Consider the following 16,229-nt stretch of genomic DNA (forward strand, 5'->3'; position numbering starts at 1 on the left):
CCACAGTCCGTAGGCCCTGAAACGAAACAAGACGACCTGCTAGGCCGCCTTGTCTTGCCTAACAATAATAGGCAGTCAATATCCTTCGTTTTTCAGGCGTACCGCCCAACGCAGGCATTACCCTTCAAGGATATCATCCTCTTCCGCTGTTTCAGGTGGCATCTCAAAATCCAGCCCATGTGCTGCGCGGATTTTGTCTTCGATGTCGAAGGCCATTCGTTCGTTATCACGCAAGAACTGCTTTGCGTTTTCACGCCCCTGCCCGATCCGTTCGTCGCCATAACTGAACCACGAACCCGATTTCCCGACGACCCCCGCTTTGACACCAAGATCCAAAAGTTCACCCATTTTAGAGATTCCTTCGCCATACATGATGTCAAATTCAACCTGCTTGAATGGTGGCGCGACCTTGTTTTTAACAACTTTTACACGGGTTGCGTTACCAACAACCTCGTCACGGTCCTTGATCTGACCAATACGACGAATGTCCAAGCGTACAGAGCTATAAAACTTCAGCGCATTACCACCAGTCGTCGTTTCTGGTGAGCCAAACATAACACCGATTTTCATCCGGATTTGGTTAATGAAAATGACCATACATTTAGAGCGGCTGATAGAACCGGTCAACTTACGCATAGCTTGGCTCATCAAGCGCGCTTGAACACCAACGCTGCTGTCTCCCATATCACCTTCAAGTTCTGACTTTGGGGTGAGAGCCGCAACCGAATCCACAACAACCATGTTTACCGCACCGGACCGGACCAACGTATCAGTAATTTCCAGAGCCTGTTCGCCTGTATCTGGCTGCGAAATCAGCAGTTCATCGAGATCAACCCCCAACTTGCGGGCATATTGGGGATCCAGAGCGTGTTCCGCATCCACAAATGCACAAACACCGCCTCGTTTTTGTTGTTCAGCAACACAGTGCAACGTCAATGTTGTCTTACCAGAACTTTCTGGGCCGTAGATCTCAACAATACGCCCCATCGGCAAACCGCCAATCCCAAGCGCAATATCCAACCCCAAAGACCCGGTAGAGCTGGCTTCAATTTCCTGGATGGCATTACCATCCCCCAGCTTCATAATTGACCCTTTGCCAAACTGACGTTCGATCTGTGCCAGAGCGCTGTCTAACGCCTTTTTCTTGCCTTCGTTCTGCTTGTTGCTCATCGTCAGAAGATCCGCCATTATCTCGTTCCTCTTCCTTGTGTCACACCCGAAGTCGGGCGGCAATCCTAGGTTTGTTCCGCTAATGTTCTTGATAGGACCAAAGCAAGAACATTTCAAACAAATATTGAATTGTGCGCTATCTTTTTCACTTCGCCAGTTCTCTCCTGGTCGGATCACACGCCAATTCTTCCAAAAAGTTTAGGATACGAGGGTTAAGACTTCATAAACCTTAAACGAAGACGGCCGCAAAAGTTCTCCACCCATACTCCTCATCCGAACTTTACAAGAGTGACCCCACCGGAAATCCATTGCCTATACGACGAGCTTGGGCCAGTATTTGGAGTAGCGATATCCTAACAAGGCTCAGCAAATGCTTGTTTTCTTTAAAGAACGTTTGGTTCTTTTTTCGGTGCCTAAAACTGGCACCACTGCGCTTCAAACGGCTTTGCGGGATCGTGCAGAAATTGTCATAGCCAATCCGCCTGAACTGAAACACACCCCCCTTTACAGGTACAACCAGTTCTTCAAACCCATGTTTTCAGAAGTCAGCAGTGTTGAAATGGAGACCATGGCAGTGGTACGGGAACCCATAGATTGGCTGGGCAGTTGGTATCGTTACAGGCGACGCCAATATATGAAGGGCCGTCCCAATTCGACGCACGAGGTCAGTTTTGACGACTTTGTACTAGCCTATATGAAGGCTCCGCGCCCTGGATTCGCAAATGTTGGTAGCCAAGAACGATTCTTGCGGCCTCCTACTGGGAGCGCACCTGTAACACATTTATTCAAGTATGACTCTCTGCCTTTAGCGATACAGTATCTTGAAGGACGACTTTCCGTGAAACTAACCCTAGAACGCGAGAACCTGTCGCCCGAGATGACGTTGTATTTGTCGCCAGAGATTGAGCGCAAATTTCGTCAGCACCACGCTAGAGATTTCGAAATCTACAATTCGGCTTCGTAAAACCCACCTACAGAGCGGTGACGGGTGGCGCTTGGATGTTGTAAATTTCTTAAAGGCCTTCCTTTTGCCATTAGACAACGTCCGCAATGGCGTCCCAGCACAACTCCTTCCTGGCGCAGATACACTGCAATCTGGCGCTGAACGCACGCTCGATCTTTTTCATTCCTTCCTGCTTAACCGCATATTTTCCAACGGCGAGTAATAAAACGCTGAGCAGAACCGGCTTGCGCTGCAGGCTGTTACTAAGCTTGGGATGGTCGTGATGAACATCGACCATTTCTTTGTCGGGCTCGCCTATTGAGCCCTTCCGTCAAAAAAGCTCTCCATTGCCAACCTCCCAATCTTGTCATGAAACTCCTTAACCTTTGCCACAGTCAGGCCGTTCAGCTTCCTCCCTCAGAACCCGTCAGCCATGCAGTAGATGGCCCGCTGTTTCCACGTGCTTAACCCGTTAGGGTGAAGCTGTTTCTTCTTCGCGGCAATCTCTTGCACCGCCTTGTTGCAGCGCATCGCTCCCAACGCTACCTTGGCCTTAAACTGATCTGAAAAGTTCTGGCGTTTGGCCAAGTTCGCATCCTTTCAAAGGTATGGGACACTCCTTAGCCAACTGTTCGATCACAAGGGCTACTTCACTTGGTGTGTTTGGATCTCCAAAAAAACTTGGGTAATTGTACGCCCTATACTGTTTCAGATTAGCGGTTTCTTACTGCCAATCTTACTCGCAGTAGCCTTGTTATCGGGTATTATAGGCCTATTGAGAAAATTACCTAAACTCGAAACCACCCTATTACTCACGTGTTAGAGGGATTTTCTTTGCCAAGAAAGGATAATGGCGGACAGACAGAAAACACTACAGTTCTCGAAAATAAACGGAAATAAATCAACCTGAACAAAATTCGACCATCTTAGTTTTCAATATCTTATCTAAGGCGCTGTTCAGGTGTTCTACATCAGAGCGGGTGAAGGACGAAGCCATCGGGATGTAAGCGTTTCGCGCCCCGATGAGACCACTTACCGATCATCTGATAGCATTGCGCTGAATGACAGCAAACAGCCCAAAGCGGACATTCGGAGCTCCAGCAGCAAACGTCCGCCTGGAGCTCGTTTTCTAAGTTGCTACAGATCACGGCCTGAAGGCTCCGCACTTTGGAAACTAGATCCGCAGACAAAAAAATGATTAAGACAAAGGTGTGTTTTCAAAGTTTTGTTTGCCGGTAGAGGTCAGATAGTTCTCCTCGCAATTCTATGAGGCAAACAATGCCATCGGATGGAAACAACTTGCCCTACACTTAGACGCCTTCGTCTCCCTCATCATCTTCATCACCCTCATTTCCTTCATCTTGCTCGTCATCCTCGTCGCCTTCGTCATGTTCGTCGCCTTCGTCATGCTCGTCGCCCTCGTCGCCTTCGTTACCTTCGTTGCCATCAGCGAACCGAGACGGGTGTGCAGGCTCTTGCTGTTCGTCGCCTTCATCGCCTTCATCGTGCTCGTCGCCCTCGTTCTCTTCGTCGTCCTCATCGCCCTCGTCATCTTCGTTGCCTTCGTCACCTTCGTCGTTTTCGGCCCCTTCGTTGTTCTCGTCACCCTCGTCGCCTTCGTTGTCTAGGCCGCCTTCATCTCCCTCATTGCCTTCGTGGCCTTCATTACCCTCATTTCCCTCGTTGCCTTCGTCGGCCTCGTTGCCTTCGTTGTCTTCGTCGGCTTCGTTGCCTTCGTTGTCTTCGTTGCCCTCGTCGCCTTCGTTGTGTTCGTCACCCTCGTTATCTTCTTCGCCCTCATTGCCCTCATTGCGTTCGTTGCCCTCATCCTCCTCGTCGCCTTCGTTGCCTTCATTGCCGTCGTTCAGCGCATTGCCCACGTTGCGGTCATCATCTTCGTTGCCTTCGTCGCCTTCGTTGCCCTCGTCACCCTCGTCGGCATAGACGATTTCGTCGCCCTCATCGCCCTCATCTTCGAGAATGACATTGGCGTTCTCGTCGCCCTCGTCGTCTTCGTTACCTTCGTTGCCATCAGCGAACCGAGACGGGTGTGCAGGCTCTTGCTGTTCGTCGCCTTCATCGCCTTCATCGTGCTCGTCGCCCTCGTTCTCTTCGTCGTCCTCATCGCCCTCGTCATCTTCGTTGCCTTCGTCACCTTCGTCGTTTTCGGCCCCTTCGTTGTTCTCGTCACCCTCGTCGCCTTCGTTGTCTAGGCCGCCTTCATCTCCTTCATTGCCTTCGTGGCCTTCATTACCCTCATTTCCCTCGTTGCCTTCGTCGGCCTCGTTGCCTTCGTTGTCTTCGTCGGCTTCGTTGTCTTCGTTGCCCTCGTCGCCTTCGTTGTGTTCGTCACCCTCGTTATCTTCTTCGCCCTCATTGCCCTCATTGCGTTCGTTGCCCTCATCCTCCTCGTTGCCTTCGTCGCCTTCATTGGCAAAGCTGACAGGGCTAAACAGGTCGATATTCTGCAGCGTGGATTCCAGGAGAGTTTCGAATTCGCGTTCAGATAGATTGGGCATGAAGGTCTCCAAAATGTGTTGACTTGCAATGGGCCATTTGTCAGACACTTCCACTGAGAAGCCAAAGGAAAAAACAAGAATCTCAAACCTGACCTGGCCAGAAACGAACACTCCCGGGCCAAGTTGAAGGTAACCACACCCCCAAATGCATCTTCAAAGGGGCCGGTTCAGGATGATTTCCTAACCCAGTTCGCCTGAATTCGAACTATAGTGATGACAGACTACTGCGTAGCTAGGCGATTGATTACAGAAAATTTGCAAAGGTCGCTAACTGCGTAAAGCAGCTTTACGCAGCGACACCTTCAAGACCACGATAAGGCCCGTCAAAGGCTCTAGGAAAGCCGCACCTTCTGGATAGTTCAGCACCACCCCCAGCGAAGCCCGCGCTCACGTCAACCTTACCCTTGAGGCAACGCCAGTGCTACGCGGGGAAGAGATCCGCAACGTCTACGAAGCGCTTGGCGTGTCTCGCGAAGAATTCGCTACGGTCCTTGGCTATGGCGGCAACAGCAACACCCTGCACAAGCAGATTATTAAAATTGAGAATGAATCCACAGACAAGAAAAGCGGCAAACTGCGCATCATGAACGCATCCGCGACCTTGCCTTTGCGTTCCCTGATGGCTGAACACGGGTTGCTTGGTGAAAAAATAGAGTCAGTCTAGGTCATCATGACCCTTGCCGCCCAGCAACCGATCATCACCGGCTTCACCATTCAAGTGATCTTGACCGATCCCCCCAAGCGCGAAATCATCACCTACACCCGCGTAAAGTGTGTCGTTGCCTTTACCGCCCGATAGCAAGTCATTCGCATCACCAGTGCGCGGTGCATCTTGGCCTTCACGCCCATGCAGCGTCGCAGAAGTTGTGTCATATTCAGGCGTGAGAGTGTCATTGCCACCGCCGCCAACTGCCCGTTCAAAGCCATTTTTATAAAGATTAAAGCTCAGTCCCGTGGTGTCCGTGTATATGGCTGTATCGATGCCTGCACCGCCAGAGATATGTGCATTGATACTGTTAATGTCGGCATGGTCAAAAAAGACGACGTCGTTTCAAGCTCCGCCTGAAATCTGGTCGAAGCCTGCGTCACCCGTCAAATAGTCATTTAACCGTCCACCTACCAGTGTATCGTTTCCGGCTCCGCCTGCCATCACTACAGAACGAGTGTGCCCCGAAGCGGTCAAGGTGTTAGCCTATTCCCACTTGCGCCATCAAGCCACCCAGCAACCAGATCGGGCATGGCAGAAACTGACCCACCCAAAACTGCATACTGTTGAACTGCGCCGCTCTCAAACTCGATACTATAACCGATGGCGGTCGGTGTCCGTCTCCACCCGAGGGTGTTGTAAGACAACGTCATATCTCCAACACCGCCAGACACGGCCTCTCCGTTCCGAACATACGAACTCAGGCCATGAAGTGTATTGCCAAAGACAACGATGTCATTACTGGTATCAGCATACATCGCAGCGGTGTCAGCATCGGTTGTGGGACTTTCACCATCATAGTTCAGATTGATCTGAGTGATTCCCCACTGAGAAAGCGTTTTTAACTCGCCTTCATCCGTTTCACCGTCCTGATCCAGATCTTGCCAGATCTTTAACTCGGACCAGACCGCATCCAGAGCATTGAGAATGTTGTCATTATTGTCATCAAAGGCCCGCGCCAAAGCCTGAAGATCAGTATCGCCCTCATTGCCCCATAATGAAAATGCCAACTCCCGCGCCTGGTCAATCTTTCCATCGCCAGAACCGCGTGTTCCGTCTGTATTCAAGTCAAGAACAAGGAAGCCGTCGTCAGGAGTAACCCAGGATGTTTTCTCTCGAAACCCATCGGCATCCCAATCAAAGTAGGTGGGGTTGTCATAAGTTATTTCAATGCCATTGCCCTCGAGATCAATTACTATCGGATAATATGATGCCTCCGCGTCCAGTGCTTCAGGGTCGAATGAATCTATAGACTCAACTTCGCCTGAAAATTCATTACTCCAAGAATCATCGTGACCATCATTATCAGTATCAATTGTCTCGAAGTATGAGTAAGCATCAAGGTCCAAGCTTAAGACACTGTCGGATCGAACAAGAGTACCATGACTAGTAAGCGAATAAGAAACCCCGTTTATGCTAAGACTCGATGTCGCGGTTAAAGAAGCAAGTGCGAAATCCACATTTCCGGGCGTTACAGGTTGATTAATCTCAGCTAAGAACGAGCCAACTTGCACAGCCAACTCGACAGCTTCACTAGCGCTAAAGTTAGCGTCATTGGAATAGTCGCCAATCGTTGTTACACCTGACTTAGATATTTTACCTAAAAGGTCACCTAAAAGGTCAGTTTGATTATACACATCAGTCCAAGTATCAATATTATCCTTAAGTGTATTTAGTCGATTTTCCAGTTGAGAGCTTGTTGGATTTTCCTTAAAATCCCTCAATGCTTCATTGTATTCCTTGGCTAATTCATCAGCAAATATTCGGCTAGTGGCAGCTTTCATTTCATCTTCTACATGGTCGGTGACCGCCTTACCTATATCTCTTATCGCTTCACCAGGGGTAATAGAAAACTCTGGCTGAGAAATAGATATACTAACCTCGCCGGTCTTTGAAAAACTGGTATTCGTACCCATAGCGATTTACCCCTTCAACTCAATACAATCCAAATATACTTTCGTATTCTTTATATCCCTAATTTTTTTGTCTGGGAAACCTGCCAAAATAAAGCACTCAAGCTCTTGGGTGCTCTTCAAACCAGCCCTCCCAATAGCGTCCTTGAACGCCTTATCAATCCAAAATCCAGAAATGCCGTTTTGAGTTTCCTTCGCCGTCCAGTACTCTGACAAAATATATGAAAGATAAAAACCCTTTTTTTCATCATCCAGCTGATCAAGAAAGGGGATTGACGATAACAATAATCCAAAATCATTATCAAAATCTTCGCTTTGTATTCGGTTAATGCGAAACAAAAACATCCTGACAGGGAGATAGTACCCATGACTCTCCAACTTTCCCGGCACAGACACAACCTCGAAGCCCAGCCAAACACCTAGCCCCCTTAGATACAACTCAACCAAAATATCACACGGCAGGACTTGCTCCATGCTGGTAACATTCATACTTGAAACCGCATCAAAATCAGAGCACTTAGTATCTGCTTTAAGTTCCCCGGAAAGAACAAACACCACGAAAGACACTAACAGCGCTTTCATTAAAAAATACATTCGCAAATATTCAAAAATAGCCATTTCAAAAAACCTAAAGTTGTGGGTTCAAAAAATACTCTCCAACTCTATTTTGTAAACTAGCGAATGAGCACTGGCCAACGTTTTATTTTTTTGGAACTTGCAAATTAACTATATCATGTTGACACAATAGAAAACCGAGGCAAAAGACGATACATTAGAGGAAATTTTCGGGATCCCGGCGTAACTGCAGGCAACCCAAGGAACCTTCTTGATATTTGGATTGCGAGAGCAACACTAGGTATCTGTGAAGCTACGTCACAACCGCCTTAGGAAGAATTTATATCACACTGACACTTCAAAAACGTAGCCCCAGTTTCATTGTGATGGGGCTACGTTAGCAGCGGGCCAAATCGGCAACTTATCCGATAGCTTTGGTCGCCTTCACACGCCCATAGACAACCAGCAAGCCACCCGCCGCCGTGATGATTGCATTCACATGCTGCGCGGCCTCTGCGGCATCGGCCCCGGTCATGTTCAAGCCCCAAAAAAACCCAAGGCAGTTGGCGCAACGGCGATCACCGCGCCCCAGATGGTTTTCGACGCCAGAAAGCTTTTCACTTCGTTCATTGGTTTTCCTTTCGTGGAAATTTGGACCGCTAGTTCTTGGTCCGTGGGTTGAGAATTTGAGGGGGTTGGCTCCAACGCCTTGCCGGGTGTCACTACGACGGGTGCCGGGATGGTCCCGGCATCGCGGGCCAATCGCATGGCGCGGTCAATCACACCGATATCGCGGATCTGGACGCCGGGGTGATCGCCCATGACACGACGGGTCCATCCCCCCTGAAGGTGTCCAAATGGTGCAGGCCGCGCATGCGGCGCTGACACAGGCGCTGGAACACATCGGCGGTGTCTGTCTTTGCGACTGCGGCCAAAGCCTGAACCCCTGAACCCCTGAACTCAATCACTGCCGAAGACATGGCACGGGAAGGGTTTCCAAGCATGATACCCTCGGAACTCATCAAAATGCTGGTTAGCAAAGATTCCAGCGAAACGACTAACCGGATCGAGTTCCGGTATCTGAACGAACCAGAGCGACGGGAGGACTAGTAGAGACACTTCAATTCCCCCCACGCCTCATGCAAGTAAAGGCCGCTGCACACTATTTAGGGGTGTCTGCGTCCAAGCTACGCTCTCTGGACGTGCCTTGCTAACGGGACGGTGGAAACGTTCTATATGATGGAGCAGATCTTAGCGCCCACGCCGATCAAATATCTTATCAGTTAGAACGCATCGAAGGAAACGACGTAAAAAGCAGCGAAGCGGGCGCAGCGTTCGGACCAGCCCGAATCCAAAACGATCAGCACCCCCGAGAACTGGACCCGTTGAGCATTCTTGGTGGAAATTCACGCAATTAGACAATTTCTAAGACTTGTCTAAAGGTTATCGCGCCAGAATGTCGGCTCATGGCGACGAAATAGTTGCCGTTGGCGGCAAGGTGCCAATAGCCTAGTTGCGCACTTATTACATAGAAAACGATATTGCTGATCTCGCTCGAAATGCGGCGCGCGCACGTTTGCAAACTTGGCGGAAATTTCTGGACTGGCGCAACCTCGAATGATCGAAAAGAACTGGGCGCTGCACGTCGAAATGCCAAAACCCCAAACGGGGCAACGCCATCAAAGATGGGGTGACGAACACATTCAAGTGTTTCGTAAGCAGTGGGCCACAGACAAGCCCCAACGCTTAACGATGGAACTGATGTTGTTTACGGGTATGAGAATTTGTGACGCAGTTCGATGCGGCCCCAGATGGGTTGAGTGCGACGGTTGGATAAAGTTCAAGCAAAAGAAAACCAAAGGTGATGTTCTGTTCTCATTCAATCGAGATCTAGCAGAATTCGTCGACAACGAAGCGCACGAATTCCTTGAGTAGCGCATTAACAAAATCTTTGAACGACAGTTAACATGGCTGGCAACAACTCAAGGGAAACAACGGTTTGAAAAAAGCAGCCAGTAACTGGTTTAGTGAAGCCTGACGGGATGCAGAACTATCGGGGGAAGACCCGCGCACAGTTCATGGACTGCGCGACACATGCTGCGCGAAGATGGCCGAACGCGGCGCAACCTCAAATCAATTAATGGCGTGGTCTGGACATGAAACACTTGCCGAAGCTGAGCGATACGCGAAAGAAGCAGAGAAGCAGAGAAGCAGAGAAGCAGAGAAGCAGAGAAGCAGAGAAGCAGAGAAGCAGAGAAGCAGAGAAGCAGAGAAGCAGAGAAGCAGAGAAGCAGAGAAGCAGAGAAGCAGAGAAGCAACTCATTCTCTCTGTAGTCAATACCAGAACAAAAATTGTTCAGGTCGGAAAAACCTGCACAAAACAGACCCGAAGCGCATTGATTAAAGTGTAAACAAAATGAAATGGCGGACAGACAGGGATTCGAACCCTGGAGACGGTCTCCCGCCTACACACTTTCCAGGCGTGCGCCTTCGACCACTCGGCCACCTGTCCACTGCGGCGTTATTTGAAGTATCCTGCGCCGGTTTGCAAGAGGCTTTTTTGTACTTTTATGCTTCAAGATGCAGGTAAATGCGACGGTTTACTTTTCCCTTTTTCTCAACCTTGCCCAAACGGATTTTTCCAATCTCTCCGGTACGAGTAACGTGGGTTCCGCCACACGGTTGAAGGTCGACCTGAGCACCTCCTTCTCCAATGCGGATCAAACGAATGTGTCCTGTTCCGCGTGGTGGAGAGACGGACATAGTTTTGACTAACCCTGGGTTAGCTTCCAATTCTTCGTTAGTGATAGAATCTGCTAAAACAGGCAGGTCTTGGTCGATCAATGACTGCAGTTGTGCCTGTAAAACCGCCTTGTCCTCAGGGGCGTCGGGCATATTGAAATCTAACCGCCCTTTTTCAGCACCTATAGACCCACCGGATACAGGCGAGGGGATCACAACAGACAACAAATGCAAAGCGGTATGCACACGCATGTGCCCATGACGTTTGCTCCAATCCAACTCCATGCTGACTTCTGTTCCAACAGGCGGCAGGCTCTGCCCATCGACGGGGACTAACGCAATCGCTCCACGATCAACCTTGATAGTAGTGGCTACGACCATTTCGCTATTATCCCAGCAAAGAGTTCCACTGTCCCCTGGCTGACCACCGCTGGTGGCATAGAACAGGCTTTTGTCCAGGACAACACCGCCTTCGGATGTATGGGCAATTACAGTTGCCAGTCCCGTCTTTTGATATGCATCTTTAAGAAATAACAACTCAGTGCTCATCCGTGGCCTCCACGCTCAGGTCTGCTTCGGTCATCTCAATCGGCTCACCGACCTGATTTGTCGTTTCGGTCTTTTCTGATGGCACACCGCCGCCAGCCAACGCTTCGGGATTTCGCAACCAGATATCACGTTGCGCAAAGGGAATTTCCAACCCAGCCTCAGTAAACCGCTTAGCAATTTCATGGTTCATGTCAGACTTAACTGAGAGAACCCAATTCACATCTCGCAGAATGGCGCGAATTTCGAAGTCCAGAGAATCTGCGCCAAACCCTTGGAACACAACGCTAGGCGCTGGATTTGCGAGCACCATAGGATGCGAATTGGCAACTTCACCAAGGATTTTCTCAACCAAACGAGTGTCCGTTCCGTAGGCAACACCAACTGGTACGATTGCACGACCGACAGTATTCCCGCGCGTGTAGTTCACAACTGACCCACTAATCAGGTCCGAATTGGGAACAATGACATCGGTCCGATCAAAGGTTTCGATCCGGGTCGCACGCACCGAGATATCACGCACATACCCCATTCTACCACCGACATCGATCCAGTCCCCTTTGGAAATTGGGCGCTCGACAAGGAGAATAATTCCCGAGACAAAATTCGAGACAATCGTTTGCAAACCAAAACCGATACCAACAGAGAGAGCACCTGCAACGATGGCCAGAGAAGATAAATCAAGCCCTGCGCCAGTCACAGCCACTAAGGCAGCAAGAAAAATGCCGACGTAGCCGGTTCCGGCAACAATGGCATTTTGCCCCCCCGGATCGATGCTCGTTTTTGGCAACAACGAATTTCGCAAACCGCCCTGCAATAAGCGAGTCAGGGTATAGCCAAACATGAAAAGCGCTGCGAAGGTCAAAAAGATTGTTGGAGAAATCCGAGTTCCACCAATCTGGAACCCCTCAAGCAATTTGCTCCAGAGTTCGGTCATGACCTCACCTCTTGCCCCCCAAAGGAGCGCAAGAATTGGTAAAGAAAGAAGCGCTAAGGCAAAACCAATTAGTACCGTAAACAGTGAATCACGCGCAGTGTCTCCGCTGCGGGAAATCCAAACATAAAGATTTACCAAAAAGCGTTGTAAGATGATCATGATTGCGATCAGTGCTAACGACGTGACAGCCGGATAAATCAGAGCTTCGGCACCGTGGACATAACCTGCCGCCGCCAAAATGGGTGCAATTAGGCCCAGTAAATAAAGTGCGCGGCGAATAAGTTCGATGAGACGCGAAAACCCTTGCGGGCTTTTATCTCTGCCGCCCGTGAGTGCGTCTTGTCCTGCATCCGAAGACCGCAGGCGTTGCATCCGCAATAAGATCAAAGCAGTCACACAAACCACAGGAAACCCGATGACCGCACGCGTCGCCTCTGATATATTCTCAACAGTGCCAAGTAATTGAACCAAACCATGCAGAATGAGCATTGTTGACAGAAGATCGATCAACAACCTCAATTCGGCGATACGCATCGACGCAAGGACCTGTAGTTCTTCTTGTCGGCGCAGCAGAAAAATTTGCCGCCCAATCCAGTTAAAGACGAGAAAAATGGCGGCCCAGGCTGGAATCCCTTGTAAAACAAGTTGCCCACGCAGTCCCAAAAAACCAGCCAACGAAACCGCCTGCACCAATAGCATTGCTCCAATGAAGGGCAGAAGGATACGGGTCAGCGATACGACAAAGCTCCAAACTCCGGTTCCTGCCCCTCCAAAGCTGCGCAAATAATCCCCGAACCGTTCAGACCATTTGCGTCCTCTGAAAATCAATACAACGCCAGCGAACAGCAACCCCAAAATCATAGGCAACTGATCTTCAATTTTTTGACGCACAACATCGGACCGCAAATTGTTCGCCGTTTCATTGATCAAACCCGAACTGGCTCTTTCGAGGCTTGTCCATGCATCTGGCCAATATGTGGGGTTTAACGGTGATGGGCCACGTGAAAGCAATTTCGCAGCCTCACGCTCGCGAATGATGCGATCAACTTCTGTGATCAAACCATTTGCGCGGCTATAGGCTTCTTCTGATACGATCCGCGGAACTCTCAGCACATCTAACTGTTCAGTCAGTATTTTTCGGAGATGAGCAATATCCGAGGGCTCTTCACCGGTTTCGGGCTTGGGGCCAAGAGCTTCCAGCTGAGACTCAAGCGTATGAATACGCTCTGAGTTTTTAGTTCGCGCAACCGCAAAAATCTCTCGATATTCGGAAATTTCACTGCGCAATTTGCCAAACGCGGCACTTGAGGCTCTGGAGTTATCTACAGCTTCTTCAGCACGCGCCGCTGTCTTTAACCAGGCCTTGTAATAGTCGCGGCTGGTTTCAGAAAGCTGGGCCTCTGCGATACCGCTCAGGCCCAGCATAAATACGGCAAGCGCCGCGACGACTATGCGGCGCATCAAGATCACCTCAAACGTCCTCGAACACACCAGGAATACTAGACGGAGCTTTTGTCATCCAGTCTGGAACCGGCAGATCTTTTTCGCGCAGGAAATCGGGATTGAAGAGCTTCGACTGATATCTCGTCCCATAATCGCACAACACAGTCACGATTGTATGGCCCGGTCCCAGATCCTTTGCCAAGTGGACCGCACCTGCGATATTGATCGCAGAAGAGCCACCCAAGACCAACCCTTCTTCATGGAGTAGATCAAATACGTAAGGCAACGCCTCGGCATCGGGTATCTGATAAGAAAAATCAGGCTTGAACCCTTCAAGGTTCTTTGTGATGCGAACTTGCCCGATGCCTTCGGCAATCGACCCACCTTCCATGGCTAGCTCACCTGTCGTGTAGTAACTGAACAGCCCTGCCCCCATCGGATCCGCAAGTCCAATCTTGACCCCTTTGGGCTGTAGGACATCTGCGATACCGGCCAAGGTTCCCCCCGATCCAACCGCACACACAAACCCATCAACGTTACCTTCGGTTTGTTCCCAAATCTCCGGTCCGGTAGTTTCGATATGCGCCTGACGGTTCGCAACATTGTCAAACTGGTTTGCCCAGATGGCGCCGTTTGGTTCCGTTTTGTTAAGCTCGCGCGCCAGACGCTCGGAGTAACGAACAAAATTGTTGGGATTGCGATATGGGGCTGCGGGAACCTGCACCAATTGAGCACCAGCCAACCGCAGCATATCTTTTTTCTCTTCGGATTGCGTTTCAGGGATCACAATCACGGTCTTGAACCCCATCGAGGCCCCAACAAGCGCCAGACCAATCCCGGTGTTCCCGGCAGTCCCCTCAACGATTGTACCGCCCGGTTTCAACTCTCCACGCGCAATGGCATCCCGGATGATGTACAAAGCGGCCCGGTCTTTGACTGATTGGCCCGGGTTCAGGAACTCGGCTTTCCCAAGGATCTCGCATCCGGTTTCTTCGCTAACCCGACGGAGCCGGATCAAAGGTGTCTTTCCGACTGCGTCTGCCAGATCGCTCGCAATGCGCATGATGACCTCACTTATGATATTCGTAGCTCAGGTGTACTCTTGCTCCGATGTGACCTCAAGCTGAGATCATCCGAAACTGTTCAGCAAATCGCGGCCCGTAGGCGTGATCGATGTCGGTCCAGCCATTGTGCAACTGCCAAAAGGTGCAAACTTTTTATCTGTTGAGCATCGACCATAGCCATCAATCCATCGAATGAAATGATTTGACTTCGGATGTCCTCGCCCTCGGCATCAATCCCCGCGCCACTTACCGTAGCACTAATATCTGCCAAACCGACAAACAGATGGCAAAACTCCCCAGAAGACCCTGTGCTAGAATAGACCTGACCAGCTTCCTCTAACCCAGACAGTTCCAAGTGTGCCTCTTCGATGGTTTCTCGTTTGGCTGTTTCTTCAGGTGTTTCGCCTGGATCAACCAGCCCGGCCACAGCTTCCCAAACCCAAGGTGCCGGATCACCAGCAATAAACGCTGGGGCGCGAAACTGCTGTATCAAAAGAACCGTGTCGCGCACAGGATCATACGGCAGAACAACAACAGCCCGTCCCACCAATAAAGCGCTGCGATTGACAACCGGACTCAGACTGCCGTCAAACTGGCGAAATTGAAGATCCATTTCATCTATCGCAAAAAAATTCAGAAAAGGGCGTTCATGCTTGTGTACAACAACGTCCTTATGCACGTCCCATTCAGCGTCTTTCGCCCTCGCCTGTGCGGCGACACGCGCTGCAGCCCTAATACGGATGGAAGGAAACCGTTCGGCAATTTCTTCTGCAGACTTTTTCCCATAATGGCACATAACTTCTTGCGCGGCGGCCAGCGACATCGCCCCCCATTTGTCTATCCAGCCCTTTAATGACCATGGCTCGCCAGCTTTCCACAGTCCGGGAGCCGGGAAAAAGACTTCTCCTGCTGCAGTGTCTCCCGTTTCGGTCATGAGGCTGTGTTGGCTCAGATCATAATCAAACCCGCCCTCGTAATATACCAGTCGCGCTATATCATCGTCGCTTAACCCACGTACCAAAACCCCCTGAGCCTTGACGTTTGACATATGCAGGATCATTGGAAAGGCCTGATCGACGACAGCGTGCACCGCATGATCTGGCAGATGCGCTTCTATCATATCTATCTCGGAAGCCTCTCGGCCCAAAACAGTTTCAAGCAGCGGAGTGTACCGCAGCGAACCATAAAAAAAGAGATCAGTCACAGGATCGGCTCACCTAGATCAATTATTCAAAATTTACGTTTGTATTCAACGCCATTGGCGCCAAGCTTGTTCAGTCGCCAACCCAGCCAATACACTGCCGACCAAAACAGTAGCAATAATATTGGGAACAAAAATTGTTGTTCCATACTCAAACCCAATCTCAAAGATCGAAAGCAACGCTTCAAAGGGGCCATCATACCGGTTTTTCATAGCTCGACGGACCATTTCATACGTTCCCTGAACGAAAAGCCCCCAAAAAATCAACGCGGCCCCGCCAGTTAAACCGTTATTGATTGCCCCCGTAAGCCCATGTCCAGCGCGCTTGCCCATCACAATCCAACCACAAAGCACCCCCAAAACGACGTTAACCCAAGTGAAATATCCAAAGTCCATCCCCTCAGGCATCAAAGGGATGACCATACCCGACACAATAAAGGCAATCAGCGCAAGGCAAACTGCGGCGACAAGACGAGCGGCTGTGGGCATT

At 50.2% G+C, this 16,229-nt stretch carries 16 protein-coding genes and 1 tRNA gene; 2 read left to right on the forward strand and 15 right to left on the reverse strand.

The genetic code is table 11. The features are described 5' to 3' along the window. Nucleotides 1-117 precede the first annotated feature (117 nt). Nucleotides 118-1,188, reverse strand: a complete 1,071-nt coding sequence (gene recA / locus ABWV33_RS12375) for a recombinase RecA (protein WP_121997398.1) — start codon at nucleotides 1,186-1,188, stop codon at nucleotides 118-120. A gap of 352 nt (nucleotides 1,189-1,540) precedes the next feature. Here recA and ABWV33_RS12380 point away from each other — a divergent pair, with 352 nt between their 5' ends. Next, nucleotides 1,541-2,134: a sulfotransferase family 2 domain-containing protein gene (locus tag ABWV33_RS12380; RefSeq protein ID WP_113824286.1), complete on the forward strand. Its 594-nt coding sequence runs from the start codon at nucleotides 1,541-1,543 to the stop codon at nucleotides 2,132-2,134. A 70-nt stretch (nucleotides 2,135-2,204) separates the two neighbouring features. Here the strand turns inward: ABWV33_RS12380 and ABWV33_RS12385 are convergent, their stop codons facing one another. The 3 genes from ABWV33_RS12385 to ABWV33_RS12395 all read right to left on the reverse strand — a co-directional run bounded on the left by ABWV33_RS12385 (nucleotide 2,205) and on the right by ABWV33_RS12395 (nucleotide 4,632). After that, nucleotides 2,205-2,411, reverse strand: coding sequence for a hypothetical protein (locus tag ABWV33_RS12385; protein WP_353331088.1), 207 nt, complete (start codon nucleotides 2,409-2,411; stop codon nucleotides 2,205-2,207). A gap of 119 nt (nucleotides 2,412-2,530) precedes the next feature. Next, nucleotides 2,531-2,701 (reverse strand): transposase, encoded by a 171-nt coding sequence (locus ABWV33_RS12390; protein WP_353331090.1) that lies wholly within the window; start codon nucleotides 2,699-2,701, stop codon nucleotides 2,531-2,533. A gap of 722 nt (nucleotides 2,702-3,423) precedes the next feature. Beyond that, entirely contained in the window at nucleotides 3,424-4,632 is a 1,209-nt protein-coding gene (locus ABWV33_RS12395; protein ID WP_353331092.1) for a putative sodium/potassium/calcium exchanger, read from the reverse strand. Between the two features lie 418 nt (nucleotides 4,633-5,050). On the opposite strand from ABWV33_RS12395, the gene ABWV33_RS12400 reads away from it, so the two are divergent. Then, nucleotides 5,051-5,296: a hypothetical protein gene (locus ABWV33_RS12400; protein ID WP_353331094.1), complete on the forward strand. Its 246-nt coding sequence runs from the start codon at nucleotides 5,051-5,053 to the stop codon at nucleotides 5,294-5,296. On the opposite strand, the gene ABWV33_RS12405 is transcribed toward ABWV33_RS12400, so the two are convergent. The 11 genes from ABWV33_RS12405 to ABWV33_RS12455 all read right to left on the reverse strand — a co-directional run bounded on the left by ABWV33_RS12405 (nucleotide 5,288) and on the right by ABWV33_RS12455 (nucleotide 16,228). Then, nucleotides 5,288-5,434, reverse strand: a complete 147-nt coding sequence (locus tag ABWV33_RS12405) for a calcium-binding protein (protein ID WP_353331096.1) — start codon at nucleotides 5,432-5,434, stop codon at nucleotides 5,288-5,290. The two genes, ABWV33_RS12400 and ABWV33_RS12405, sit on opposite strands and share 9 nt — an antisense overlap. Nucleotides 5,435-5,683: 249 nt before the next feature. After that, on the reverse strand, nucleotides 5,684-5,782 hold the full coding sequence (locus tag ABWV33_RS12410) for a hypothetical protein (protein WP_353331499.1): 99 nt from the start codon (nucleotides 5,780-5,782) through the stop codon (nucleotides 5,684-5,686). Between the two features lie 29 nt (nucleotides 5,783-5,811). After that, on the reverse strand, nucleotides 5,812-7,254 hold the full coding sequence (locus ABWV33_RS12415) for an SPM autocatalytic domain-containing protein (RefSeq protein ID WP_353331098.1): 1,443 nt from the start codon (nucleotides 7,252-7,254) through the stop codon (nucleotides 5,812-5,814). 6 nt (nucleotides 7,255-7,260) lie between these two features. Then, nucleotides 7,261-7,869 carry a hypothetical protein gene (locus tag ABWV33_RS12420; RefSeq protein WP_353331100.1) on the reverse strand — a complete coding sequence of 203 codons (609 nt, stop codon included), beginning with the start codon at nucleotides 7,867-7,869 and terminating at the stop codon, nucleotides 7,261-7,263. 474 nt (nucleotides 7,870-8,343) lie between these two features. After that, a complete protein-coding gene (locus ABWV33_RS12425) occupies nucleotides 8,344-8,628 on the reverse strand; it encodes a hypothetical protein (RefSeq protein ID WP_353331102.1) in 285 nt (94 codons plus the stop codon). 1,600 nt (nucleotides 8,629-10,228) lie between these two features. Further along, nucleotides 10,229-10,318: transfer RNA gene (locus ABWV33_RS12430), tRNA-Ser, on the reverse strand. Nucleotides 10,319-10,374: 56 nt separating this feature from the next. Next, the gene (locus tag ABWV33_RS12435) at nucleotides 10,375-11,097 is read right to left on the reverse strand and encodes an alanyl-tRNA editing protein (protein ID WP_353331104.1); all 723 of its coding nucleotides are present in this window, start codon (nucleotides 11,095-11,097) and stop codon (nucleotides 10,375-10,377) included. After that, nucleotides 11,087-13,492 carry a DUF3772 domain-containing protein gene (locus ABWV33_RS12440; RefSeq protein WP_353331106.1) on the reverse strand — a complete coding sequence of 802 codons (2,406 nt, stop codon included), beginning with the start codon at nucleotides 13,490-13,492 and terminating at the stop codon, nucleotides 11,087-11,089. Before ABWV33_RS12440 ends, ABWV33_RS12435 begins: the two co-directional genes overlap by 11 nt. Nucleotides 13,493-13,502: 10 nt before the next feature. Further along, nucleotides 13,503-14,537 carry a cysteine synthase A gene (locus ABWV33_RS12445; RefSeq protein WP_353331108.1) on the reverse strand — a complete coding sequence of 345 codons (1,035 nt, stop codon included), beginning with the start codon at nucleotides 14,535-14,537 and terminating at the stop codon, nucleotides 13,503-13,505. Nucleotides 14,538-14,617: 80 nt separating this feature from the next. Next, nucleotides 14,618-15,742: an NUDIX domain-containing protein gene (locus tag ABWV33_RS12450; protein ID WP_353331110.1), complete on the reverse strand. Its 1,125-nt coding sequence runs from the start codon at nucleotides 15,740-15,742 to the stop codon at nucleotides 14,618-14,620. Between the two features lie 45 nt (nucleotides 15,743-15,787). After that, nucleotides 15,788-16,228: a TrgA family protein gene (locus tag ABWV33_RS12455; protein ID WP_353331112.1), complete on the reverse strand. Its 441-nt coding sequence runs from the start codon at nucleotides 16,226-16,228 to the stop codon at nucleotides 15,788-15,790. Between the last annotated feature and the right edge of the window lies 1 nt (nucleotide 16,229).

The organism is Phaeobacter sp. NW0010-22 (assembly GCF_040365955.1).
GTDB lineage: Bacteria > Pseudomonadota > Alphaproteobacteria > Rhodobacterales > Rhodobacteraceae > OMPR01.